23 protein-coding genes and 1 tRNA gene are annotated in these 23,322 nt (G+C 53.7%); 5 read left to right on the forward strand and 19 right to left on the reverse strand.

What is annotated here, in order from left to right:
• Window positions 1–12: 12 nt before the first annotated feature.
• The 13 genes from ribH to DTHIO_RS11190 form a co-directional block, all read right to left on the reverse strand.
• A complete protein-coding gene (gene ribH / locus DTHIO_RS11130) occupies window positions 13–486 on the reverse strand; it encodes a 6,7-dimethyl-8-ribityllumazine synthase (RefSeq protein WP_008870399.1) in 474 nt (157 codons plus the stop codon).
• Between the two features lie 23 nt (window positions 487–509).
• Window positions 510–1,721 (reverse strand): bifunctional 3,4-dihydroxy-2-butanone-4-phosphate synthase/GTP cyclohydrolase II, encoded by a 1,212-nt coding sequence (locus DTHIO_RS11135; protein WP_008870400.1) that lies wholly within the window; start codon window positions 1,719–1,721, stop codon window positions 510–512.
• A gap of 46 nt (window positions 1,722–1,767) precedes the next feature.
• Window positions 1,768–2,424: a riboflavin synthase gene (locus DTHIO_RS11140; RefSeq protein WP_008870401.1), complete on the reverse strand. Its 657-nt coding sequence runs from the start codon at window positions 2,422–2,424 to the stop codon at window positions 1,768–1,770.
• Between the two features lie 41 nt (window positions 2,425–2,465).
• Window positions 2,466–3,581, reverse strand: coding sequence for a bifunctional diaminohydroxyphosphoribosylaminopyrimidine deaminase/5-amino-6-(5-phosphoribosylamino)uracil reductase RibD (gene ribD, locus DTHIO_RS11145; RefSeq protein ID WP_008870402.1), 1,116 nt, complete (start codon window positions 3,579–3,581; stop codon window positions 2,466–2,468).
• Window positions 3,582–3,601: 20 nt separating this feature from the next.
• Window positions 3,602–4,060, reverse strand: coding sequence for a deoxycytidylate deaminase (locus DTHIO_RS11150; protein WP_008870403.1), 459 nt, complete (start codon window positions 4,058–4,060; stop codon window positions 3,602–3,604).
• 107 nt (window positions 4,061–4,167) lie between these two features.
• Window positions 4,168–5,406 carry a serine hydroxymethyltransferase gene (gene glyA, locus DTHIO_RS11155; protein ID WP_040418540.1) on the reverse strand — a complete coding sequence of 413 codons (1,239 nt, stop codon included), beginning with the start codon at window positions 5,404–5,406 and terminating at the stop codon, window positions 4,168–4,170.
• 44 nt (window positions 5,407–5,450) lie between these two features.
• Entirely contained in the window at window positions 5,451–6,689 is a 1,239-nt protein-coding gene (gene fabF, locus DTHIO_RS11160; RefSeq protein WP_008870405.1) for a beta-ketoacyl-ACP synthase II, read from the reverse strand.
• Between the two features lie 146 nt (window positions 6,690–6,835).
• A complete protein-coding gene (gene acpP, locus DTHIO_RS11165; RefSeq protein ID WP_008870406.1) occupies window positions 6,836–7,066 on the reverse strand; it encodes an acyl carrier protein in 231 nt (76 codons plus the stop codon).
• 315 nt (window positions 7,067–7,381) lie between these two features.
• Window positions 7,382–8,125 carry a 3-oxoacyl-[acyl-carrier-protein] reductase gene (gene fabG, locus DTHIO_RS11170; protein ID WP_008870407.1) on the reverse strand — a complete coding sequence of 248 codons (744 nt, stop codon included), beginning with the start codon at window positions 8,123–8,125 and terminating at the stop codon, window positions 7,382–7,384.
• A 19-nt stretch (window positions 8,126–8,144) separates the two neighbouring features.
• Window positions 8,145–9,140 (reverse strand): beta-ketoacyl-ACP synthase III, encoded by a 996-nt coding sequence (locus DTHIO_RS11175; protein ID WP_008870408.1) that lies wholly within the window; start codon window positions 9,138–9,140, stop codon window positions 8,145–8,147.
• 186 nt (window positions 9,141–9,326) lie between these two features.
• A complete protein-coding gene (plsX, locus tag DTHIO_RS11180; protein WP_008870409.1) occupies window positions 9,327–10,385 on the reverse strand; it encodes a phosphate acyltransferase PlsX in 1,059 nt (352 codons plus the stop codon).
• Window positions 10,372–10,560 carry a 50S ribosomal protein L32 gene (gene rpmF, locus DTHIO_RS11185; RefSeq protein WP_008870410.1) on the reverse strand — a complete coding sequence of 63 codons (189 nt, stop codon included), beginning with the start codon at window positions 10,558–10,560 and terminating at the stop codon, window positions 10,372–10,374. Before rpmF ends, plsX begins: the two co-directional genes overlap by 14 nt.
• 11 nt (window positions 10,561–10,571) lie before the next feature.
• Complete coding sequence (locus DTHIO_RS11190; protein ID WP_008870411.1) at window positions 10,572–11,099, reverse strand: YceD family protein; 528 nt, start codon at window positions 11,097–11,099, stop codon at window positions 10,572–10,574.
• Window positions 11,100–11,316: 217 nt separating this feature from the next.
• Between DTHIO_RS11190 and rpmB the strand changes: the two genes are divergently transcribed.
• Together rpmB and DTHIO_RS11200 are read left to right on the forward strand one after the other, a co-directional pair.
• Window positions 11,317–11,523 carry a 50S ribosomal protein L28 gene (gene rpmB / locus DTHIO_RS11195; RefSeq protein ID WP_008870412.1) on the forward strand — a complete coding sequence of 69 codons (207 nt, stop codon included), beginning with the start codon at window positions 11,317–11,319 and terminating at the stop codon, window positions 11,521–11,523.
• Between the two features lie 11 nt (window positions 11,524–11,534).
• Complete coding sequence (locus DTHIO_RS11200) at window positions 11,535–12,365, forward strand: DUF169 domain-containing protein (protein WP_008870413.1); 831 nt, start codon at window positions 11,535–11,537, stop codon at window positions 12,363–12,365.
• A 165-nt stretch (window positions 12,366–12,530) separates the two neighbouring features.
• On the opposite strand, the gene DTHIO_RS11205 is transcribed toward DTHIO_RS11200, so the two are convergent.
• Together DTHIO_RS11205 and DTHIO_RS19825 are read right to left on the reverse strand one after the other, a co-directional pair.
• Window positions 12,531–13,385 (reverse strand): PilZ domain-containing protein, encoded by an 855-nt coding sequence (locus DTHIO_RS11205; protein ID WP_008870414.1) that lies wholly within the window; start codon window positions 13,383–13,385, stop codon window positions 12,531–12,533.
• A 192-nt stretch (window positions 13,386–13,577) separates the two neighbouring features.
• On the reverse strand, window positions 13,578–15,446 hold the full coding sequence (locus DTHIO_RS19825; protein WP_008870415.1) for a response regulator: 1,869 nt from the start codon (window positions 15,444–15,446) through the stop codon (window positions 13,578–13,580).
• A 278-nt stretch (window positions 15,447–15,724) separates the two neighbouring features.
• On the opposite strand from DTHIO_RS19825, the gene DTHIO_RS11215 reads away from it, so the two are divergent.
• Window positions 15,725–16,627 (forward strand): sensor histidine kinase, encoded by a 903-nt coding sequence (locus DTHIO_RS11215; protein WP_008870416.1) that lies wholly within the window; start codon window positions 15,725–15,727, stop codon window positions 16,625–16,627.
• A gap of 571 nt (window positions 16,628–17,198) precedes the next feature.
• Here the strand turns inward: DTHIO_RS11215 and DTHIO_RS11220 are convergent.
• From DTHIO_RS11220 to bioF, 3 genes are all read right to left on the reverse strand, one after another.
• Window positions 17,199–17,717, reverse strand: a complete 519-nt coding sequence (locus DTHIO_RS11220; RefSeq protein ID WP_008870417.1) for a ferritin — start codon at window positions 17,715–17,717, stop codon at window positions 17,199–17,201.
• A 63-nt stretch (window positions 17,718–17,780) separates the two neighbouring features.
• The gene (locus DTHIO_RS11225) at window positions 17,781–18,440 is read right to left on the reverse strand and encodes a class I SAM-dependent methyltransferase (RefSeq protein ID WP_008870418.1); all 660 of its coding nucleotides are present in this window, start codon (window positions 18,438–18,440) and stop codon (window positions 17,781–17,783) included.
• A complete protein-coding gene (gene bioF, locus DTHIO_RS11230; protein WP_144311523.1) occupies window positions 18,437–19,567 on the reverse strand; it encodes an 8-amino-7-oxononanoate synthase in 1,131 nt (376 codons plus the stop codon). Before bioF ends, DTHIO_RS11225 begins: the two co-directional genes overlap by 4 nt.
• A gap of 494 nt (window positions 19,568–20,061) precedes the next feature.
• On the opposite strand from bioF, the gene DTHIO_RS11235 reads away from it, so the two are divergent.
• Window positions 20,062–21,441 (forward strand): UDP-glucose dehydrogenase family protein, encoded by a 1,380-nt coding sequence (locus tag DTHIO_RS11235; protein WP_008870420.1) that lies wholly within the window; start codon window positions 20,062–20,064, stop codon window positions 21,439–21,441.
• A 122-nt stretch (window positions 21,442–21,563) separates the two neighbouring features.
• Here the strand turns inward: DTHIO_RS11235 and DTHIO_RS11240 are convergent.
• Window positions 21,564–21,641 (reverse strand) — tRNA-Pro (locus DTHIO_RS11240).
• Between the two features lie 143 nt (window positions 21,642–21,784).
• Here DTHIO_RS11240 and DTHIO_RS11245 point away from each other — a divergent pair.
• Entirely contained in the window at window positions 21,785–23,293 is a 1,509-nt protein-coding gene (locus DTHIO_RS11245) for an HD domain-containing phosphohydrolase (protein WP_008870421.1), read from the forward strand.
• Window positions 23,294–23,322: the final 29 nt, after the last annotated feature.

Here is a 23,322-nt window from a genome sequence, read left to right on the forward strand (position 1 = left end):
TGTGATAAGATGTTAATCCACCTGCTCCATGACCCGGATAAGTTCCAGAACGGCTGCTGCTGCCTCAACTCCCTTGTTGCCGGCCTTGCTCCCGGCCCTTTCAATGGCCTGTTCCAAGCTGTCGGTGGTCAGCAGGCCGAAACCCACAGGCATGCCGCTCTCAATGGAACTCTGGGCGATACCCTTGGTGGCCTCGGAGGCGACATAGTCGAAATGCGGGGTTGCCCCGCGGATGACCGCACCCAGGCAGACTATCCCGTCTATGTCTTTTTTGCCGGCCAGGCGCTTGACCAGGACAGGCATCTCAAAAGCCCCGGGCACCCGGTACAGGGTCAGGTTTTCTTTTTCCATTCCGTGACGCACTAAGTAGTCCACGGCCCCGCCTATGAGCTTGTCCACGATGAAGTCGTTGAACCTGCAGGCCACCAGGGCGATTTTAAGCCCCCTGGCATCCAGCCTGCCTTCTATGGTTTTTATGTGCAGCATTTTTTCTCTCCAATGGTCCTTGTTTACTGCTTGCTGGAAATACTGAGGATATGCCCCATTTTTTCCTTCTTGGTCAGCAGGTAGCACTGGTTCTGCTCGCAGGCAGGGACTTCTATGGATACCCTGTCCACAACCTCCAGAGCGAAACCTTCCAGGCCGATTATTTTCTTGGGATTGTTGGTCATAAGGCGCATTTTGGTAATGCCCAGGTCCACCAGAATCTGGGCCCCTATGCCGTAGTTGCGCAGGTCGGGGCCGAATCCCAGTTCCTCGTTGGCCTCCACAGTGTCCCGGCCCTGATCCTGAAGAGCATAGGCCTTTATCTTGTTGGCCAGGCCGATGCCCCGGCCTTCCTGGCTCATATAGAGAATTACGCCTTTTCCGGCCTGATCCACCATGCGCATGGCCGCCTTGAGCTGGTTGCCGCAGTCGCAGCGAAGGGAGCCGAAAACGTCACCCGTGAGGCACTGGCTGTGCACCCGCACCAGTACAGGCTCGTGTTTTTTGAGCTTGCCCTTGACCAGGGCCACGTGGGTATGATCATCCACCTCGTTTTCATAGGCTATAGCCCGGAAATTGCCGCAGTCAGTGGGCAGATCAGCTTCAGCCACCCGCTTGACCATGGAGTCGAACCTGGAGCGGTAGCGGATAAGGTCCTCAATGGTGCAGATCTTGATACCGTGTTTTCCGGCGAATTCAATCAGGTCGGGCATGCGGGCCATTTCGCCGTCGTCACGCATTATTTCGCAGATAACAGCGGCGGGCTTGAGCCCTGCCAGACGGGCAAGGTCCATGCTGCCCTCGGTCTGCCCGGCCCGGACCAGCACCCCGCCTTTTTTGGCCCGCAGGGGGAAGATGTGGCCGGGAGTGGCGATGTCTTCCGGGACCACGTTGTCCTTGATGGCGGTGAGGATGGTGGTGGAGCGGTCATAGGCGGATATACCGGTGGTTACCCCCTGGGCTGCTTCTATGGAGACGGTGAAGGCGGTTTCAAACCTGGAGGTGTTTTTGGGGGCCATCATGGGCAGGCCGAGTTTGTCCACCCATTCCGGGGCCAGGGCCAGACATATGAGCCCGCGCCCGTACTTGGCCATGAAATTTATGACCTCGGGAGTTATGTGCTCGGCGGCTATGGTCAGGTCGCCCTCGTTTTCCCGGTCCTCGTCATCCACCAGGATGACCATTTTGCCCCGCCGGATGTCTTCGATTGCTTCTTCAATGCTGCTGACTGACATTTTTTGCCTCGTGTTTATTAATTTTCCCATAAAGGTGGATCAAGACTTAAAAACCGTGCTGTCTCAAGAAATCCATGTCCAGCCTGCCGCCCTGGTCACGGGAGCGCCCCTCAAGCCAGGGGCCGAGCATGTTCTGGACGTATTTGCCGATGAGGTCGGTCTCCATGTTGACCTGGGTACCTTTTTTCCACCCGGCCAGGGTGGTTTCCTTCCAGGTGGCCGGGATAATGTTCACCTGCAGCCAGCCTGGACCGCACCCGGTTATGGTCAGGCTTACTCCATCCAGGGCCACGGAACCCTTATCTATAACCTGGGGGCTTAATTCTTCAGGGAAAACAAGGGTGATCCGCCTGGACTCGCCGTCCGCCCGGATATCCTCCACCCGGGCCAGGCAGTCCACATGCCCGGACACTATGTGTCCTCCGAGTCTGTCTCCCAGGGCCAGGGCCCTTTCCAGGTTGACATGGCTGCCCGTGCCCAGGTCTTTTAGACTGGTAACCGAAATGGTCTGGGCAGAGGCATATACATGAAAAGCGTCCCGGCTGAAATTTTCCGCAGTGAGGCAGACCCCGTTGACAGCAATGCTTTCCCCGGGTCTGGGATCGCTCAGGACAAAGCCCGGTCTTATCGTGAACCTGGTTTCCAGGCCCTTTTTCTCTGTGGCGGCGACTCTTCCTGTGCCTTGTATGAGGCCGGTAAACATAACCTGAAATTATCACCCATTATGTAAAAATGGTCAATGGATTATTCCCGCTGCAGGGGGAAAAGCCTTAAGAGGATTTCCGGGCCGAGGTTCAGGATTTCTCCCGGGCGAAAGTCCAGGGTCTGGTCCATAAGCTCCACTTCCCTGCCGCTGGTGACCGGCACCGCCAGTGAGTCTCCAAGGATCTTCAGGGCTACAAAGGCCCAGACTTCATCAGCCAGGCCCTGCTGCAAAAGACTGCTGGCCAGTTGTCCGCCCCCTTCGCACAAAAGGTAATATATTCCCGTCTCCCGCCTGAGCATTTCAAGGCCCAGCTTAAGGTCCAGACCGGGGCCTTCTGCGTCCAGCCCCATAACCCTGCAGCCCCGGGCCTCAAGGCCGGCGGCCCTGGGGGAAGCAGCAGAGTTCTTGTCGGTCCAGAAAATGGTCCGGGAGGCTCTTTTCTGCAACAGGTAAAAATCCTGGTCAGGATCCGGGAGCCTGGAGGTGAGAACCACTGCCCAGGGCTGGTTTTTAACTTCCTGTATGCGGCAGGTAAGGGCCGGATTGTCCTGGTAAAACGTGTTGCCGCCCACCAGGACCGCGCCCACAATGGATCTTAGCTGGTGGACCATCTGCCTGGCATTTGCCGATGTCACCCACCTGGAATGCCCGGTACGTGTGGCTATCCGTCCATCAAGAGTGGAGGCGGTCTTGAGGTAGACATATGGCCGGCCGGAATTCTGCCAAAGGGAAAAATCGGCTATGAGGTCCAGGCATTTTTGTTCCTCCACGCCCACAGTCACCCGCAATCCGTGATTTCTTAGAAACTCGGCCCCGCCGCCCTGGACCTGGGAATTGGGGTCCCTGGCTCCTATGATTATTTCCGGGATGCCTGCCTGGATAACGGCGGCAGTGCAGGGAGGGGTCCGGCCGTGGTGGTTGCATGGCTCCAGAGTTACGTACATCCTGCAGGAGGAAAGATCAGCCCCGTTTTCCCTGGCGTTTTCTATGGCCTCAACCTCGGCATGGTTTTCACCGGGAGCCCTGTGCCATCCTTTGCCCATGATCCTGTCCCCGCAGGTCACCAGGGCCCCCACGCAGGGATTGGGAGCGGTAAAGCCTTTGGCCTGCCGTGCCAGACCAAGGGCTTTAAGCATAAATTCGCTCTGATTCATGGATTTATCCCCGGCTACGGTCAGTCCCCGACTATTTCCAAAAGTTCGAACTCCACCTGGGCCATGGTCAGCATTTCCTGGGCCAGTGGGTCAGGGTAGCCCTGACTGAAATAAATTTTTTTAACTCCGCAGTTGATGAGCATCTTGGAGCATATGAGACAGGGCTGGGTGGTGCAGTAGATAAAGGAGCCGGTTATGCTCACCCCGTGTATTGCAGCCTGGATAATAACGTTTTGTTCCGCGTGCAGACCCCTGCACAATTCGTGTCTTTCGCCGGAGGGAATGCCCATTTCGTCGCGCAGACATCCTACATCCTGGCAATGTTCCAGTCCGGCCGGGGCTCCGTTGTAGCCGGTGGCCAGTATGCGCTTGTCCTTGACGGCCATGGCCCCCACCACCCGTCTCAGGCATGTGGAGCGCCGGGACACAAGATGGGTGATGCGCATGTAGTACTGGTCCCAGGAAAGCCTTTGCTGCATCACTTACACCTCCCGGCGTCTGCGGGACTGGCTACTAAGCCAGACCTGGGCCCGAGCCCCGGTGCGGCTATTGCGGCACAGCCAGTCCCCTGCCGCCTCTATAAATTCTACCATGCGAAAAGAGGAAAATCACCGGCGAATTTTTCCACCTCTTTGCTGATCTGGTTTAGACGTTCCTGGTTGCTGGCGTTTTCCAGGGCAGCGATCATCCAGTTGACCACCTGATCCATATGTTCGGGACGCATTCCCCGGGTGGTAAGGGCTGAACTGCCTATCCTGATGCCGGAAGTCACAAAGGGCGACCTGGTTTCAAAGGGCACAGTGTTTTTGTTTACGGTCATGCCCGCTGTATCCAGGGCGATCTCTGCATCCTTCCCGGTAATATCCTTGTTGGTCAGGTCCACCAGGAGGATATGATTGTCCGTGCCTCTGGAGACCAGGGTGAATCCGGCGTCCGTAAGCAGCCTGCCCATGGTGCGGGCATTGTCGATGACCAGCTGCTGGTAGGTCTTGAATTCCGGGGCAAGTGCCTCTTTGAAGGCTATGGCCTTGGCCGCGATGACGTGCATGAGCGGGCCGCCCTGAATCCCTGGAAATATCTGGGAATTGAGGGTCCTTGCGTATTCGTCACGGCTGAGGATCATGCCTCCCCTGGGACCGCGCAGGGTCTTGTGCGTGGTGGTGGTCGTGAAATGAGCATGGGGCACCGGCGACTGATGAAGCCCTGCTGCAATTATTCCGGCGATATGGGCCATATCCACTGTGAGCTTGGCATCCACCTTGTCCGCGATTTCCCGGAAGCGTTTGAAGTCGATTTCCCGGGGGTAAGCGCTGGCCCCGGCGATAATCATACTGGGCCTGTGTTTGAGGGCAAGCTCTTCCACCTGTTCGTAGTTTATATAACCGGTTTCTTTTTCCACGCCGTAAAAAACGGTCTGGTAAAGCTTGCCGGAAAAGTTGGCCGGGCAGCCGTGGGTCAGGTGCCCGCCGTGGGAAAGGTCCATGCCCATGATGGTGTCCCCGGGCTTGAGCATCCCGAAGAAAACCCCCATATTGGCCTGGGAGCCGGAGTGGGGCTGGACATTGACGTACTCGGCTTCAAAGAGCTCTCTCGCCCTGTCCCGGGCCAGGTCTTCGGCCATGTCCACGTATTCGCACCCGCCGTAGTATCTTTTTCCGGGATAACCTTCGGCGTATTTGTGGGTCAGGACCGTGCCCATGGCCTGCCTGACCGCCAGGGAGGTGAAGTTCTCGGAGGCAATGAGCTCAAGTTTGTTCAACTGGCGTTTTTCCTCCAGGTCGATGCTTCTGGCTATTTCCGGATCTACTCTTCTGATTTCATCCATATTCATGTTATATTTATCTCCTTATAAAGCAGGGTGGATAACCCTTATTCTTCAAACCTTTTAAACAGGATACAGCCGTTGGTCCCGCCAAAGCCGAATGAGTTGCACAGGGCAAAATTGATGCTCCTGGTTACGCTGCCCCGGGAGCAATAGTCCAGATCGCAGTCGGGGTCGGCGGTGTCCAGGTTGATGGTTCCCGGAACCTGTCCATGATAGAGACTTTTGGCGCAGAATACTCCTTCAATGCCCCCTGCCGCCCCCAGGGTGTGCCCGATCATGGACTTGTTGGCTGTAAGCAGCATGTCGTAGGCATGTTTGCCGAAGACCTCCTTGATGGCCCTGGTTTCGGTTATGTCATTTAAGTAAGTGGAAGTCCCGTGGGCATTTATGTGATCCACCTGTTCGGGCGATACTCCGGCTTCGCGCAGGGCCTGTTTCATACAGCTGGCCATGCCCTCTCCGGAATCATCCGGGGCGGTTATATGAAATGCATCTGCTGTAGCCCCGAAACCGACGACTTCGGCGTAAATTCTGGCCCCTCTTGCCAGGGCGCTGTCCAGGGACTCCAGGATCATCTGTCCGCTGCCTTCGCCGATGACGAACCCGTCCCGGTCTTTGTCAAAGGGGCGGCTGGCCTTCTGCGGGTCGTCGTTTCTGGTGGACAGGGCCTTCATGGCGCTGAATCCGGACAGGGCCATGGGGGTTATGGTGGATTCCACTCCTCCGGTGATCATGGCCTGGGCCCGGCCCAGCCTTATGTCTGAATAGGCGTAGCCGATGGCGTGCATGCCCGAGGCGCATGCCGAGGTGGTCACCAGATTGGGCCCCTTTGCCCCTGTGGATATTGATATCTGTCCGGCAACCATGTTGGCTATCAAAAGGGGAATATAAAAGGGGGAGACCCTTTTGGGGCCGGACTTGATCAGCTTGGAATGAAACTCCTCGATGGTTTCCAGGCCGCCCAGCCCGCATCCCAGCAGCACTCCGCACTGCTCCATGTCCATATTGTCCGGGGTCAGGCCGGAATCCTGCATAAGCATCTGCGCTCCAGCCACGCCCAGGTGACAGAAGCGGTCCATCCGTTTGGCTTCCTTGGCGCTCATGTAGGCTGTGGGATCAAAATCCCTGACTTCGGCTGCAATCCTGGATGCATATCCTGTACAGTCGAAACGGGCCAGGTGATCCACGCCGCTTTTGCCGGCCAGAAGGTTTTCCCAGCTGCTGTCGAGGTCGTTGCCTATAGGAGTAAGGGCTGACAGGCCGGTAACAACTACTCTTGGCATTGCTTGTTATCCTGCGATTGCTTTGGGTTTGCTCTTTCCTTTTTCTTTGCACCGGGAAAGAGTCAGCGGATTATTCCGCGTCCTGGCATTTGTTAAAAAGAAGGTTGATCAGCATGCCGGCGGGGGGATGCAGATGCCCTGACAGGCTACTGGTTGGCCTTTATAAATTCTATGGCCGACTGCACGGTAAGCAGTTCCTGGGCCTTTTCATCGTCGATTTCAATGTCGAATTCTTCTTCCATGGCCATGATAAGTTCTGTCAGGTCCAGGGAGTCAGCACCCAGGTCCTCTACAAATTTGGCCTCGGGCTTTACTTCTTCGGCGGAAATTCCAAGCTGGTCCACAACGATGTCCTTTACTTTTTGTTCTACTGACATTGCTTTCTCCTTAATTGGTTGAGTTGACGATACATTTGCAGTAAGCATTCAGGGGGTGCCGGAAACGGCCCGGGGACAGCCCCGCACTTATTTTTTGATGAACAATTGACAGATGTAAGCGTTAGAAAATAAGTCCGGGACAGTCTCCAGTCACGCCAAAGGCGTGAGTGCCAGTAATCACCATCTAGGACCCCCTGAATGCTTCCCATTTGCAACAGTTGCCTTGAAGGCATTGTATGCTGAAAGCCAGATGTCTCCATATTACATGCCGGCCAAAGTTTCAAGTTGTGATAAAAGGGTCATGCCAGGCCCGGATTACATATACAGTCCTCCGTTAATTCCAAGGACCTGTCCGGTTATGTATCCTGCTTCCCCGGAGGCCAGAAAGGCCACACATTCAGCTACGTCCCCGGGGGTGCCGAAACGCTGCAGGGGTATCATCTGCAAAAATCTGTCCCGGACATCTCCGGGCAGCTTGTCGGTCATATCCGTGTCGATGAAACCTGGAGCCACGGCGTTCACGGTGATGTTTCTGGGGGCCAGTTCCTGGGCGGCTGTTTTGGTCAGACCTATGAGTCCTGCTTTGGCGGATGTGTAGTTGGCCTGGCCGGGGTTGCCGGTCTGTGCGGTTACAGAGGACAGATTTATGATGCGCCCCCGGCGGTTTCGCATCATGATTTTGGCTGCCTGCTGCAGGCAGATGAATGATCCCGTGAGATTTACCCGGATGACTTTTTCCCATTGCTCGGGCTTCATGCGCACCAGAAGGCCGTCCTGGGTCAGGCCGGCGTTGTTGACCAGTACCTGAAGGTCGACTCTGTCTTTTATTTCATTTTTGAAAAAATCAACAATGGCTTCCTGGTCTCCGACGTCAAGCTCAAAAGAAGCGGCCTGTACGCCCAGGTTTTCAATCTCGGTGCAGGTTTCCCGGGCCTGCTGGGGTTTGCTTACGTAGGTGATGTATACATTGTATCCATCCCGGGCCAGGCGCAGGGCGCATTCCCTGCCTATGCCGCGGGAGCCTCCGGTGACCAGGGCGGTTTTTAAAAGCTCGGACATGCTGACCTCTCTTCAGGATTTAAAACTGCACCAGCGCCGCACCCCAGGTAAATCCTCCCCCGAAAGCCACCATGAGTACCAGGTCTCCCGGGCTGATGCGGCCCTTTTCCCTGGCTTCGGCAAGGGCGATGGGCACTGAAGCAGCTGAAGTGTTGCCGTATTTTTGAACATTAACAAATAAATTTGCCGGGTCAAGATTCATTTTTTTGGCCAGGGCCTCGATAATGCGGATATTGGCCTGATGCGGGACCACAAGGTCGATGTCCCCGGGCCGGACGTTGTTTCTCGCCATAACTTCCAGGGCAACATTGTACATGGAGCGAACCGCGTGCTTGAATACTTCCCGGCCTTCCATCTGGACAAAAAAGTTTTCACTGACTTTTTCCCCAAGGGCCAGGGGATAGGCAGATCCTCCGCCCTTGATGGTCAAAAGCTCGCCCAGCGCACCGTCAGCCTTGAGACTTACATCCAGAAGACGGCCGGGCATTGCGGCCGGGTTGTGACAGGTGTTGGATACCACTGCAGCACCGGCTCCATCCCCGAACAAAACGCAGGTGCTTCTGTCGGAAAAATTGACCCTGGTGGTCAGGGCCTCGGAGGCCACGACCAGCACATTGGCATCGCCTGGCAGCATGCAAAGTCCCCTGGCCAGTTCCAGGCCGTAGATAAAACCGGTGCAGGCGGTGTTGATGTCCAGGGCGGCAATATCTTTGTGCCCCAGCTTTTCCAGGAGCACGCAGGCTGCATTGGGGATCAGGGCGTCCGGGGTAAAGGTGGCCACGATGATGTGGGTAAGATCCTGAGGAGTAATTCCGGCTTCTTCCAGGGCCTGGATGGATGAATGGTATGCAAGGTCTGAACAGGCCTGGTCGGTGCATATATGGCGCTGCTTTATCCCTGTCCTGGTGGTGATCCATTCGTCGGAGGTATCCATCAGGAGTTCGAAGTCATGGTTGGTTATGACTTTTTCCGGGACGTAATAGCCAAGTCCTGTCAGGCAGCAGTTTTTTTTCATTTGAAAAGTATCAGGTCGAGGTCTTTTGCAGGGCCATCGACGCCAGCAGAGCACTGTTAGAGGATTAAGAAAACCAGGGAATTAAGGATTATGGATTAATGCTGAAGCAGGATCTGAAGTTTTTTACAATACATTTCCGTGTTCTTTCCTCTGCTTCTGCACGTAAATAAAGGCGGCTCACCCTGGCTAAGCCGAGTGGTTTTTGGCCTGGGGGCGTCTGCCGAACATGTTTATCTCCTGGTTTTGTCCCAGGCCTTCGGCCAGGTGCTCATTTGCCCGGTTGCGCACGAATTCTCCGGCCATGAGTACTGCATTGGTAATGGCCTTGGAGTTGGAGGAACCGTGGCAAACAATGCCGATGCCGTTTAAGCCCAGCAGAGGTGCGCCTCCGTACTCGGCGTAATCAATGTGCCTGCCGAATCTCTTAAGAGCCCTTATGCCCAGAAGAAAACCAAGCCTGGCCAGCAGGCTTTTCTTTACCTCCGCCTTGAGGATGCGGCTTAAAGACATGGCCAGCCCTTCCATGAGCTTCAGGGAGACATTGCCCACGAAGCCGTCGCAAACAACCACATCGGCTTTACCGGCAAAAAAGTCTCTGCCTTCAACATTGCCGATGAAGTTCATGGATGAGGACCTGAAGAGCTTTATGGTTTCCAGTACCAGCTTGTTGCCTTTGCCCTCTTCCTCACCGATGGTCAGGACCCCGATTCGCGGGTTTTTAATGTGCAGGACATCCCGGGCAAAGACATCGGCCATAAGACCGAACTGAATGAGGTGATAAGGCTTGCATTCAACATTGGCCCCGACATCCACCAGGACCAGGGGTTCTTTTTTTTCCGTGGGCAGTATGGAAGCCAGAGCCGGACGTTCAATGCCTTTTATGCGGCCCAGAGTAAACATGCCGCAGGCCAGGGTGGCCCCGGAATTGCCGGCGCTGACCACGCCATGGGCCGTTTTTTCGCGCACGGACTTAAAGGCGGCCTGAATGGAGGAGTTTTTCTTACGGCGAAGGGCCTCTGAAGGTTTGTCATTCATGGCCACCACTTCAGGGGCATGCAGGACTTCCAGCTGGAGATCGCCGGTCTTCTGTTTTGAAAGGGCCTGCTCGATCTTTTCCTGATCTCCCACCAGAACCAGGCCCAGGTTGTCCTGCCTGGCGGCTTCCAGGCTGCCGGGGATGACTATATCCGGGCCGGAATCACCGCCCATGGCATCTACTGCGATCCAGGGTTTAATCGGCTTCATCCGCGGTGGATTTGATGTATGTCCGGCTTCTGTAGGTGCCGCACTGAGGGCAAACCCTGTGGGACAGGGAAGCTTCCCCGCAGTCGCAGTATATTACATTGGGTGCGGGAATGTGGTCGTGTGACCGGCGCATCCCCTTTTTGGATCTGGAAGTTTTCTTCTTGGGTAAAGCCATTATGAACCTCTCTATCGATTTATTTTAAGATTTCTGAACACGGCCAGCCTGGGATCGAAGGATTCTTCAGGGCAGGCGCAAAGGCCGGTGTTGATATTTTCCCCGCAGGCAGGGCAGATCCCTTTGCAGTCCCCGGAGCACAGCGGCTTGTCCGGAAGGGCCAGGACAAAATGTTCCCAGGCCAGTTGTTCCGGGCTGAACCACCATTGACCGTCTTCGAACTTGAGGGGGCTGTAGCCGGGTGGATCTTCAGGGTCTGCTTCAAAGCTCTCGTACACGTCTATGTTGTAATCTATGTCCACGGTGCCCGGTTCCAGGCATCGAGAGCAGGTCATGGCCACCTGTCCCTGGATCCGGCCCCGGAAATAGACTCCATCGGGCTGGGGCAGGACTTCCAGGTTGGACACCAGGCTTTTTTCCATGCCACAGTCGAGTCCGAATTTCTCCCACAACAGGATCCACCTGGAATCGTCCTGAAAAAAATATTTCACCCCCTGGTCCGGGATTTCTGATAAGGGCAGCCAGTCTGAAAGCAACATATTTTAACCCAGAAAAATTTTATTATCCTGTTATACCGGAGTATGTCAAGATTTTACTCTTGCCATTTTGAAACCAAACAGATAATGTAATCTTTTTTGCCTTGCGGCTGTTTAATAAATGGCATCCGTCTTCCTGCCGAAAGAAATGATTAAGTCATGGAGCAGGGTGTGTAAACAGCAGGCCTGAAATATTTTTTAATGCCAAGGAGATAGTGTTATGACCAAGCAATGTGAAGTGTGCGGCAAAAAGCCCGCAACCGGTAATAATGTCAGCCACGCCAACAACCATACCAGAAGAAGGTTTATGCCCAACCTGCGCCGGGTCAGGGCCCAACTGCCCCAGGGCCGGGTCAGAAAGATCCGGGTCTGCACCAGGTGCCTGCGCTCCGGTGCAGTAGTCAAGCCCGCAGCCGGTTCCGCCTGAGGGAGGGGGTTATGCAGAGCAGGATCGCATCCATCCTGAAGCTCAAATATCAGCCGGCAGCCCTGACCTGGTCCGATGAAAAGCCGTCCGGGGCAATTGAGTTCAAGGCGGATCGGTGGGGCTGCGTAATGTTTTCCTTAGCCAGCGTGGTCAAGGGCAAAACCGCGGTATTCAGCCGTCAGACCTATGGATGCTGGGGCGGAGGCGTGGGCCTTGGCTTCGGCAACAAATACCAGGATTTTCCCGGCGGCGAGGAATGCTTTTACAACTTTCTGTCCAGCGGGAACAAAAATTCAGAGCAGGGCAGAGCTGTGGGCGAAAAGATCAGGGAAGCCGGCCTGGGCGAGTTCGGTGATGATTTTATGGAAGGGGAACGTTACATCAAAACCCCTGATCATGTGCGCTCATTTGTGGAGTCCCTGCCCATTACCGAGGTACCTGCAAAGTACGTGGTACTCAAGCCTCTGCAGGAGATCCAGGAGGAAACTGATAACGTGCAGGTGGTTACTTTCCTGGTGGATGCGGATCAGTTGTGCGCCTTAGTGGTCCTGGCCAATTACGGCAGGCACAGTTTTGAAAATGTAAGCATCCCCTTTGTAGCCGGATGTCAGGCCATTGCTCTTCTGCCTTACGCCGAGGCCCTGAAGGAAGAGCCCAGGGCAGTGGTAGGGCTCATGGACCCATCAGCCCGCAAACACCTGCGCAGGATGCTGGACAGAAATCTCATGTCCTTTTCCATGCCCCTGGCCCTTTTCAGGGAAATGGAAAACAATGTGGATGACAGCTTTTTGTTCAGGAATACGTGGCAGGCCATAACCGGCGACTGGAAAGAAAAAAAGTAAAAGAAACGCAGCATGCGGGCGAAAACCTCTATACAACCACAAACAGACAACCCTGTACAGCCGTAGTTTATTACCTGATGCAGGGGATCAGTCCATACTTGACATTTAATGTGCTGAATGTGAGCCATGAGCCTGGAAACACAATATTACCAGTTGCTTAGAATCTTATGACGTAGCCACTCCCTTGCGGTAGTTCTCCATGTAGCGCCTGTAGGTCCAGTTGCCCAGGGGCTCAATGTTGTGGTCGCGTACAGCCTGCCATTTCATTTTTTTGTCCGGGCTTATCTGGCCGTAATGGGTGAACTCTACTCCCATGTCCACATCCTTGGAAAAAAAATCCTCCATGCTGTACCTTATCCGGCCCTTGATCCAGAAATCCTGGCTTTTTGCTTTCTCCGGGTCGTCCAGGTTCATCCAGATGACCAGGACCAGGCCCCTGTTCCAGTCCAGTTCCAGTTCCTTGATAAGCCTGGAAGTCGCTCTTACCTTCATCCCTCCTGCAGAAAGATCCACCACGCTAAAGCTTCCTTCCTGGATATAATCCAGGTTTATCCTGGGACTGTAGAGACCGGTCTTTGTGTCTTTGGTCCTGGGGCGGATAAAGCGGTGTTCTTCCCATATGCAGAAGTTCACCATCAGATTCTGGTCCATTTCAATGCGCATGCTGGAGCGTCGCTGGCCGATATCCAGCTTTTGGGGCCGTTGGAGGACCATCTTGACTATTTTTTCTTTTTTGGCCAGCTCCACAATTCTTGCCCCGAAATTGAAGAACATCTCTTTTTGAGGCCCTTTTTTCTGAGTAAGACGGAAGTAACAGATTATTTCCAGGTCGTGCCAGCTGTTGCTGTAATTTTCCAGGGTGGAGATTTCCAGGTAAAGGTGATTTTCATCAAAGTCTTCTAAGGAGGCCTCAAGACTGTCCATGCTTGTTGCCTCCTGGGGCATGACGATGATGAGCTTGGAGCGCTGGTCCTGGGCCGCCTGAAAACAGGCCTGAAGTTTATCCGGAGAAGTAATCATGTAGTGTTGCCGTAAGTTTTTTCTTTGGTTATCTGCAGGGCATTCCTGCAGAATAGTATTTTGATCGGTTGCTTAAACGATTGCCGCCTCAAGGCGTCAGTCGTTCAGTTATAATGATATTTTCTGAATTTCAACAGCGGATTCGGGGAAAATATCCGGGGACCGCCGGCAGAGCCAGGTTGCAGGCTACGCTCACGGAGTCGCCCATTTCTGGACGATTTGATTTAAGCTGTCGGGCATGATGGGTTTGGGCAGGTAGTCATTCATGCCCGCTTTAATAAAGCGCTCCCTGTCTCCCTCTCCGGCATGGGCTGTAAGGGCGATTACAGGGATCTCGGGGTTCAGCACCCTGGTCTGTCCGGTACGCAAGCTTCTGATGGCAGTAATTCCGTCCATTACCGGCATCTGCACATCCATGAGTACCAGGTGGTAATGTTTTTTCTGCAGGGCTTCAAGGGCCTGCCGGCCGTCAGAGACCACATCTGCATGAAAACCGTTTTTTTCCAGGACCTTTGTGGCCAGCAACTGGTTTACAGAATTGTCTTCTGCGATGAGAATCCTGATACCTGTATTGACTGCCGGATTTTCAGGGGCTGGATCTTCTGAAGCCTGTTTTGGCTGCCAGGAATCGTGGGTGGTTTTCTCCTGCAGGCCAAACCATACTTTAAACCAGAAAGTGGAACCAGTGCCCGGTGAACTCTCAAGCCCGATTTCTCCGTGCATCAGTTCCACCAGGCTTTTACTTATGGACAGGCCCAGGCCACTGCCCCCGTACTCACGGCTGGTGGAACTCTCGGCCTGCTGGTAAGCAGTAAAAAGCCGGTTCTTTGTTTCCTGGTCAATCCCAGGCCCGGTGTCTGTAATTTCAAAAAGAATCTGGATACTCTTCTCAAGTTTGGTCAGTGGCGAAACCTCCAGCCGGACTCCGCCCTGAGCGGTGAATTTGACGGCATTGCCGGACAGGTTGAAAAGTATCTGGCGAAGCCTTCCCGGGTCACCCTGAAGACTGGTTTCAAGGGCCGGGTCTATCCGGCTGACAAAGTCAATATCCTTCTCCCCGGCATTAATCTTCATTATATGGGTGATTTCGTCCATCATCGTGCGCAGGTCGAAATCCACCTGCTCCAACACAAGCCGGTCTGCTTCAATTTTGGAAAAGTCCAGGATATTGTTGATGATGTCCAGAAGGTTTTCGCCGCTGGATCGGATCAGTCCGGCAAGATGGCGCTGCTCGGTGTTCAGGGGGGTTTCCAGGAGAAGCTGGCTGAGCCCCATGACACCATTCATGGGGGTTCTTATTTCGTGGCTCATGGTGGCCAGAAACATGCTCTTGGCGCTGGTAGCCTCTTCTGCCTCGTTTTTGGCTGCAGCCAGGTTCTGTTCCTGTATCCTTAATTTTTCATGGTCCCGCAGGCTGACCATGGCCCAGGCAAAAGTCTCGGCAAAGTGTTCAACAAAGTCTGTGGCCACTTCCCTGGTATAGCGGTTTGAATCCCGGTCATAAAACATGAGCAGCCCTACGGGTCTCTGGGACCTGAAGCGGTCATGCAAAGAAAAGACAATGGCGGATCCGGTGCGAAGCGATCCCTGAGGAGTAAAGCCAAGATCCTCCAGCAGACCCGAAGCCCTGAGGTCTTCAGCAGAATGTATGGTGCATCCGGAAAAGTGATCCAGGTCCAGTACAGCCCGCAGTTTATGCAGTCCGGACTGGGGCATGGTGGTTACAGAATCGGGGACAAGGCCGTCGTACTCTTCACTGGCCAGAACCAGGTGTATTCCGTCCAGCCTGAGTTCTTTTTTCAGGCTCTGCAGCAGTCCGGGAAGCCGGGCAAGGGTGGTTGTGGAGTGCACAATGGAGCAGCATTTTCTAAATCGCTGAAAAGCGGCCATGCTGTCCTGGTAGGTGGATACTATTTCTTCCACCTGAGAACGCAGCTTGCGGGAGCTTTTCCTGGAGGGGGGCATAAATGCATCCCTGGCAGGATTTTTTTCGGCAGCAGGAAAGCTGTCCTCTCCTGCGGCTTTTTTAAATGAAGGCCTGGAAAACACTTCCCTGGGCATAACAGGTCTCCTTCCGGTCTTTTGCCGCCTGTACGTTTTTCCAGTTTTGAAGAAATCTCAGGTTCGTCTGCAGATTTTTTATATGTTAACAAAAACAGGGTGTTTTGACAATTTGACTAATGCCCCGGCCAAAAAGGGTCTGATTGACCTCTTATCTTAACTGGGATAGAAAAACAACCAGCAGATTTTATGGCAGGGTGTGGCCGTTGCCCTGCTTTAAGGTACAAAGCAGAACATTTGGCCGGTTGGATGCCTATGAAAAAACAGGGAGGATAGTCATGCAGGTTGAGATCCAAAAAGATATAAGTCTGACCCCGGAGGACAGCATCTTCCTGGATATGCACAGTTTTTACAATATTATCAATATTATTTCCGGAGAACTGCAGATCCTGGAAATGATGTCCGGGGATGAGAGAGCACTTCAGGACTGTGTGGACCTTTGTTTCAGGATAAAGGACGGTATGAGCAGCAGGGACAGCATACTGGAATATGCAGGAAGCGTGGAAAAGCATGCCGCATTTATCCAGGATCGCCTGCAGGAGTTTTTAAAAAGTCGCCCGGGGCTTACAGATGATCCAGAGGTCCGGGAATCCAGAGCCAACATAGACTCAGTGCTGGACATACTCAGGGTGCGGGCCGGGGAAATCGTCAACCGCCTGGAGAATCCGGACAAATGGGAGGATCATGATTTAAGCCGGCTCATGCAGAACTTTCTGGATGTATTCAGCGCCATTGAAAAAAACAGCAAGGGACGCTACCGCTTTGTATACAACCTGGCCCGACAGGGTCCGACGGATTACTTTATCCACCTCAATTTCCAGGGCACCCGCCAGGACAGTATCAATATGCCCCCGGTCCTGCAGGACGTCATGCGCGATCTGGTGGCCAATGCCCGAAAATACACCGAGCCTGGGGGAAAGGTCCTGGCCGGTCTTTATGATGACGGTAAAGATATTCGCTTTGCAGTGGAGGACACCGGCAGGGGCATTCCTGAAAATGAAATCGAGAATGTAGTGGATTTCGGCGTCCGGGGCAGCAACGTGCAGGAAAAACGGACCATGGGGGGCGGATTCGGCCTGACCAAGGCCTACAGCGTTGTCAGGCAGTTTGGAGGCAGGATGTGGATAGATTCTGCACAAGACCGCGGGACCCGCATAACCCTGATTCTGCCCAGGCCTTAACCCATAACCATTCAGGGGATGCCTTGATCGGCCCTGGGGACAGTCCCCGCGATACCTTTTCAGCACAAACACAGAAAGTACAGACGCGAAGTTTTGTGAGCATGCACAGTTAGACTTACTCCTAAAACCCTGTCATAAAAAACAAGAAACTTAGACAGGATTAACAGGATTGACAGGATAAGCAATCAGCGGCCCCGGTGAAATCAGCTGCGCTGTCCTTCGGAATTTCACAGGGCAAGCCGGAAGCCGCAGATTGCATTAGCCATCCAGCACTCACTTTCTTCTTCATGAGTGCCGGAAAAAAGTGAGTGCTGGAGTGATAACCTTTTGGCCTGGCTTCCGGCCAGGACAAAAATGTTTTTCTCTTAATCAATCTCTTAATCCTGTTAATCCTGTCAAAAAAGCTCTTTCCTTTATTGGGTTGCGGGCATGGCCCGCGTTAGTACTTAGCGGGGGACAGTCCCCTGTCACGCCAGAGGCGTGAGTGCCAGTAATCACCACCGAGAACCCATAAAAAAACGCCTGCAAAATTCTTTGCAGGCGTAAAAACCGTCCCGGTTGACTGTTCAGCTTATACCTGGCCCTGGCCACAGGGGCAGGCCATGGTTCTCTGGCCAAGCTCCTGGTCTATTGCGAAAAGACCTCCCGGGGCGTCAGCAGTGAGCTTCAGCTTCTGCAGCACTGCATCGGCACTGGCCTCTTCTTCCACCTGTTCAGTCACAAACCACTGTAAAAAGATGTTGGAGGCATGGTCCTTCTCCTGGATGGCCAGATCCACCAGCTCATTTATCAGGCCGGTGACCTTTTTTTCGTGAGAGAGCACGTTTTCAAAGACAGCCAGGGCTGAATCCCAGTTTCCGGGGGGTTCTTCAATGGCCCTTAGCTGGGCCCGGCCTCCGCGTTCATGTATGAAGTCGTAAATCTTCATGGCGTGCATCAGCTCCTCCTGGGCCTGCATGCGCATCCACCTGGCGCATCCGGCCAGGCTTTTATCCTCGAACCAGCCAGACATGGACAGGTACATATAAGAGGAATACATTTCCGCGTTTACCTGCTGGTTCAGGGCTTCCTGCATTTTCGGGGTCAGCATGGTTTACTCCTTGTGGTTAAGGTTTGGTTGATCTGTTTTCAGGGGACAATGGTCCTTTTTCTTTCATGATTCTGCAAGCTTTTCAGCAGTCTTGGTCTCAATTTTTTTGACCTTTATAAGCACCAGGTTGCCCAGGTAAAAATATTCAGTCCCCACCGTCTGCAGTCCAGGCCAGGACATCAAGAGCCCGTGCAGTCCACCTTTTTTAATGAATTCCTGGTAATACTGGTAATGCTTTTTTCCTGCCAGGCGCTCCGGGATGTGTGCCGGAAGGCTTGTTATTCTGCCGCAAACACCGAGGGGCAGAGCGTGTTCCAGTATGACCACATGTCCTGCAGGCCTGGTTATGCGCAGGGCCTCTGCCATTATCTGCTTCTGCACAGGCCATGGGTTTTCATGCAGGGCCAGGCAGAGAAGGGCGCAATCAAAGCTCCGGCTGGAGAATGGCGTACTGGTCAGGTCCGCCTGAACCACGACGGTACGGGGAGAAAAGCCAGCAGCTTTTTTAAGCATTGCAGCGGAAAAATCAACCCCGCAGGCCTGAAAGCCGTACCTGCTTAAAAGCCGGAGCTGACGGCCGGTGCCGCAGCCCAGGTCCACCACTTTTTCTGCCTGCAGTGTTTTTAGCCTGGTGCATATTGTCTTTCTTATGCGGTGTAGAAAAGGGGTTACCGCCAGGTCGTAAAGAGGGGCTATTGCTGAGTAGGGATCAAGTCTGTTCATGTCTGGTATTGCCTGGCAGAGATGGTGCTGAAGGCTTTTTGCACAACTTCTATCTCCTTGTGGGTCATGTCCGCTCGAAGGCAGATCCTCAGTCTTGCCGAATCTTCCGGGACAGTGGGCGGACGGATGGCCCCTGCATAAATGCCGGCCCTGACCAGATCCTCCCGGGCCTGCAGCACTGCCCTGCTTTTTTTCATTATTACCGGGATAATCTGAGTGGTGCTTTTGCCGGTATCATATCCCAGTCTTTGCAAAAAAGACCTGATCTGTCTGGACAGGTCCAAAAGCTTTTCCCCCTGTTGCGGACTGGCCTGTACCTGGCGCAGGGCCTCCAGGCAGGCACCCACAACAGCAGGGGGCAGGGAGGTGGAGTAGATGAAGCTGCGCGCCCTGTTTACCAGAAGGTCTATTAGTTCTCTGGACCCGGCCACATAGCCGCCGTAGGACCCCAGGGCCTTGCTGAAGGTCCCCATGTGCAGGTCCATTTCCTGCTCAAGATCCAGTTCATGGACCAGACCTCGGCCTCTGCCCAGTATGCCGGTGGCATGGGCCTCGTCTGCAATGGTAAGCACCCTGTACTTTTTGCACAGGTTTAATATTTCCGGTAAAGGGGCTCTGTCTCCGTCCATGCTGAAAACAGTGTCTGTGATGAGGATCTTGGGAGCCTGGACGGGTTTTTGGGCCAGAAGATATTCCAGGTGTTCTGGATCGGCGTGCCTGTAGCGCACGTGAGTCGCCCTGGACAGGGTGATGCCGTCAATTATGCTGGCGTGATTGAGCCTGTCCGAAAAGACCAGGCATTTTCTGTGGGCCAGGGTGCTTAATATCCCCAGGTTGGCAGCGTATCCGGAACCGAATACCAGGGCTGCGTCAGTGCCTTTGAACCGGCAGAGTTCTTCTTCCAGGGCGGTGTAAAGAGAGTAGTTTCCGGAAATAAGCCGGGATGCACCGCTGGACGTGCCGAATTCTTCCACGGCCCGGATGGATGCTTCTTTCATCTCTTTTGAACCGGCCAGTCCCAGGTAGTTGTTGGAAGCCAGGTTTAAAAGCCTTTGTCCCTGAAAATCCAGGTACAGGTCCGGACCGTGATCTACAGCGGGAATGCTTCGTTCGTGGGACTGCGGCATTTTTTTTCCGGGTGGGGGATAGTGTTTTGTGGTCATTTTACTCTGCCTGGCTGCTTAGAGGTTCTGGAAAAAAGGAAGGAAAGGCCCGTGGATTTAAAAAACTGCTCAGCATCATTTAGGAGAAAAGCACCCTCGAAGCAAGGTCCTCTCGGGAGCTGCAATATTTTTGAGTCAGCATTCAGGAGATCTTAAGTGATGGTTCCTGGTCCTCACGCCTTTGGCGACACCTTTCCTGTACAGTTAAAATATGACAAACGCTAAGTTGTGTGAACCTTCAAAGAAGTGCTTAGCGGGGACAGTCCCCAGGCCCTGCGCCAGGAACTACAACTGAGTGCCCCCTGAATGGTTACCGAATGGTTACTTTTTTGGGATGAGCCCTGCAAAACACCTTTTACAGGCGGATGTTTTTCAGTTAAGAACAAAAACGGATGACAGGTTCTTTTGTATCTGCGGGGCATTTTTCTGGAGCAAGAAACTATATCAGGAGTTGATGAATGGATATATGCATAGTGGGTACGGGGTATGTCGGCCTGGTGAGTGCGGCCTGCTTTGCGGAGATGGGCAACAACGTGTATTGCGTGGATGTAAATCCGGATGTGGTTGAGACCCTGAACCAGGGCCGGGTGCATATATTCGAGCCCGGTCTTGAAGAGCTGGTGCGCAGGAACAGGGACCAGGGCCGGCTTCATTTTACCCCGGATATTCGCGAAGGCCTGGATAACAGCCTGTTTGTTTTCATCTGCGTGGGCACTCCCCCCGGGGAAGACGGCCGGGCGGATCTTGGTTTTGTCCGCCAGGTGGCCAGGGATGTGGGACGCAGCATGCAGGAGTATAAAATAGTGGTGGACAAGTCCACGGTGCCTGTGGGTACTGCGGACATGGTGCGTGAACTTATTCAGTCTGAGCTGGACAGCAGGGGGTTGGAACTGGAATTCGACGTGGTTTCCAACCCGGAGTTTCTCAAGGAAGGTGACGCGGTTTCCGATTTCATGAAGCCCGACAGAGTTATCGTGGGTACAGACAATATCCGGACAGCGGAACTCTTAAGAGTGCTTTACTCGCCCTTTGCCCGCAGCCGGGAAAAGATGATGGTCATGGGGGTCCGCAGCGCCGAGATGACCAAGTATGCCGCCAACTGCATGCTGGCCACCAAAATTTCCTTCATCAACGAGATAGCCAACATATGTGAAAAGGTGGGGGCTGACATAGGCGATGTGCGCAGGGGGATAGGCTCAGACCACCGCATAGGGTATCACTTTATTTATCCGGGGGTGGGTTTTGGCGGTTCATGTTTTCCCAAGGATGTCTCGGCCCTTATCAGTACCGCCCATGAACAGGAATACACCCCCAGCCTGCTCAGGGCAGTTGAGGATGTCAACCGTTCTCAGAAGAAGGTGCTGGCCCGCAAGGTGCAGGAATACTTTTCGGAACTGGGAGGAGTACAGGGCAAAACCCTGGCCATGTGGGGGCTGGCCTTCAAGGCCAATACCGACGACGTGCGCGAGGCCCCGGCCCTGGAAATTATAAAGGAACTCACAGCCAGTGGCATGCAGATAAAGGCATATGATCCTCAGGCGGGTGAGAATGCCGCCCGGGTGCTGCAGGACAATCCGGGGGTGGAGGTGGTTAAGGACCAGTACAGTGTGCTCCAGGGGGCTCACGCACTTGCAGTGGTCACGGAATGGAACCAGTTCAGAAACCCGGACCTAAAGCGCATAAAATCCGAACTTGAGATCCCGGTGATATTTGACGGGCGCAACCTTTATCCTCCACGGATGCTGGAGGAGATGGGATTTTCCTATTTCTGCATGGGCAGACAACCGGTTTTAAACAGTCTGGCTGGTAAAGCAGAAGGCCAGTCTTTAATCTCTTGAACACGGATTTTTGACCGCTTATGGATTTTCTGCCTGCAACTGAGTGTTCAGGGGTTATTTGTATTTAAAAATGCCAACACTAACACTGCAGCTGAGCTGAGAACGGATGGGGGATGCGTGGATGGTCGGGATGGCAGGATTCGAACCTGCGGCCTCAGCGTCCCGAACGCTGCGCTCTAGCCAGACTGAGCCACATCCCGACATAAAAAAGTAATATAAAGCAGGCCGGATAAAAAATCAAGACCCTGTACTCTGAAAACCAGGCCCGGGTTTTTCGGTGTCTGTTTTGGTCAATCGCAGCCAGCTTGTTTGAAGTCAGGCAATGAGTTATCAAGGAAGAACTATGCAAAAATATGATCAGGGGAAAAAAGCTACGGTCCTGGTGGTGGACGATGAAGAAAGCCTGCGCGAGATTTGCCAGGATGCCCTGAAGGATGAAGGATACGAGGTATTGCAGGCTGAAGACGGCGTGCAGGCAAAGGAGCAGATTGCCAGGCATCAGGATATTGACCTGATTATTTCCGATCTTCGAATGCCCCGCCTGGGAGGCCTGGAGCTTCTGCAGTATACAGCCGAGCACAATCTGGATATAGATTTTCTGGTTATGACCGGTTTTGCCAGTATTGAAACCGCTGTGGAGTGCATCAAGACCGGGGCAGCGGATTATCTGCCCAAGCCTTTCAATATCAGCCATCTGCTGGTCAAAGTGGACAAGGTCATCAGAAACAGGCAGTCCCGCCAGGAGCGCAACCGCCTGAGCAATATCGTCAGGATGCTAAATGTCAGCAATGCCCTGAACGCCCAGCTGGACCTGAAATCCATCTGCTACGAATTTGTATCCCAGGTCCAGAAGAATTTCCGGCCCGACAGCGTGGTCCTTTTTCTAATCAAGGAGGAAAAGAATTCTCTGGTCAAATATGTGGTCAGGGGCAGAACATTAAGGGAGAATCCGAAACTTTTCTCTGAACTCAAAGGCCTTGGGGAAAAATCTGTCCGGGAGAGCAGGTCCTTCCTTCTGGACAAGGGCAATGCCAGGGAATATCTCAAGGCTGATCCTGGAAAGTTTCAGCATTCCATCTTGATCTCCCCCCTTTATTCCCAGCACAACAGGGTTGGGGCCGTGGTTCTCCTGCGCGAGGAAGACAACCTGTTCACCAATGAAGACCTCCAGCTTCTGGGAGTTTTTGCCGCCCATGCGGCTACAGCCATGCAAAACGCCAGAATGTACGGCAAGATGCGGGATAAAAACCTGGACATCATCAGGTCCTACGCCAAGGCGGTGGAAGCCAAGGATTATTATACAAAGGGGCATTCCGAGCGGGTGGCGGTTTATGCCATGAAGCTCGGAAGCAGGCTCAAGCTTGACTCCAAGGAACTGGAAGACCTGTACACAGCAGGGGTGCTGCACGATATTGGGAAAATAGGAATCCCTGATCATATCCTGAACAAACCATCCCAGCTGACAGATGAAGAGTTCAGGGTCATGCAGAGCCATCCCGGCATTGCCAGGGATATCCTGGCCCAGCTCTGGTCCTTAAACGACATTCTGCCCGTGGTATATCATCATCACGAACGTGTGGATGGCGGAGGTTATCCAGAAAGTTTGAGCAACGGCCAGATTCCCTTTCTGGCCAAACTTATAAGCGTTGTGGATGCCTTTGAAGCCATGACTTCTGACCGGGCCTACCGCGACGCCCTGACCTGGGAGAAGGCCAGAGATATCCTGGAACAGGGAAGCGGAACCCAGTGGGAAGATGAGCTGGTGCAGGAGTGGATCAAGCTGGTCCAGGAGACAGGCCTGGAGAATATCCAGAAGGATATTCAATCAAGTCCCGCAGCCTTCAAGGGGTAAATGCCGGATGACCAGTGCCCGGTGCGGAT

The organism is Desulfonatronospira thiodismutans ASO3-1, assembly GCF_000174435.1.
In the GTDB taxonomy this organism is placed as follows: Bacteria; Desulfobacterota; Desulfovibrionia; order Desulfovibrionales; family Desulfonatronovibrionaceae; genus Desulfonatronospira; species Desulfonatronospira thiodismutans.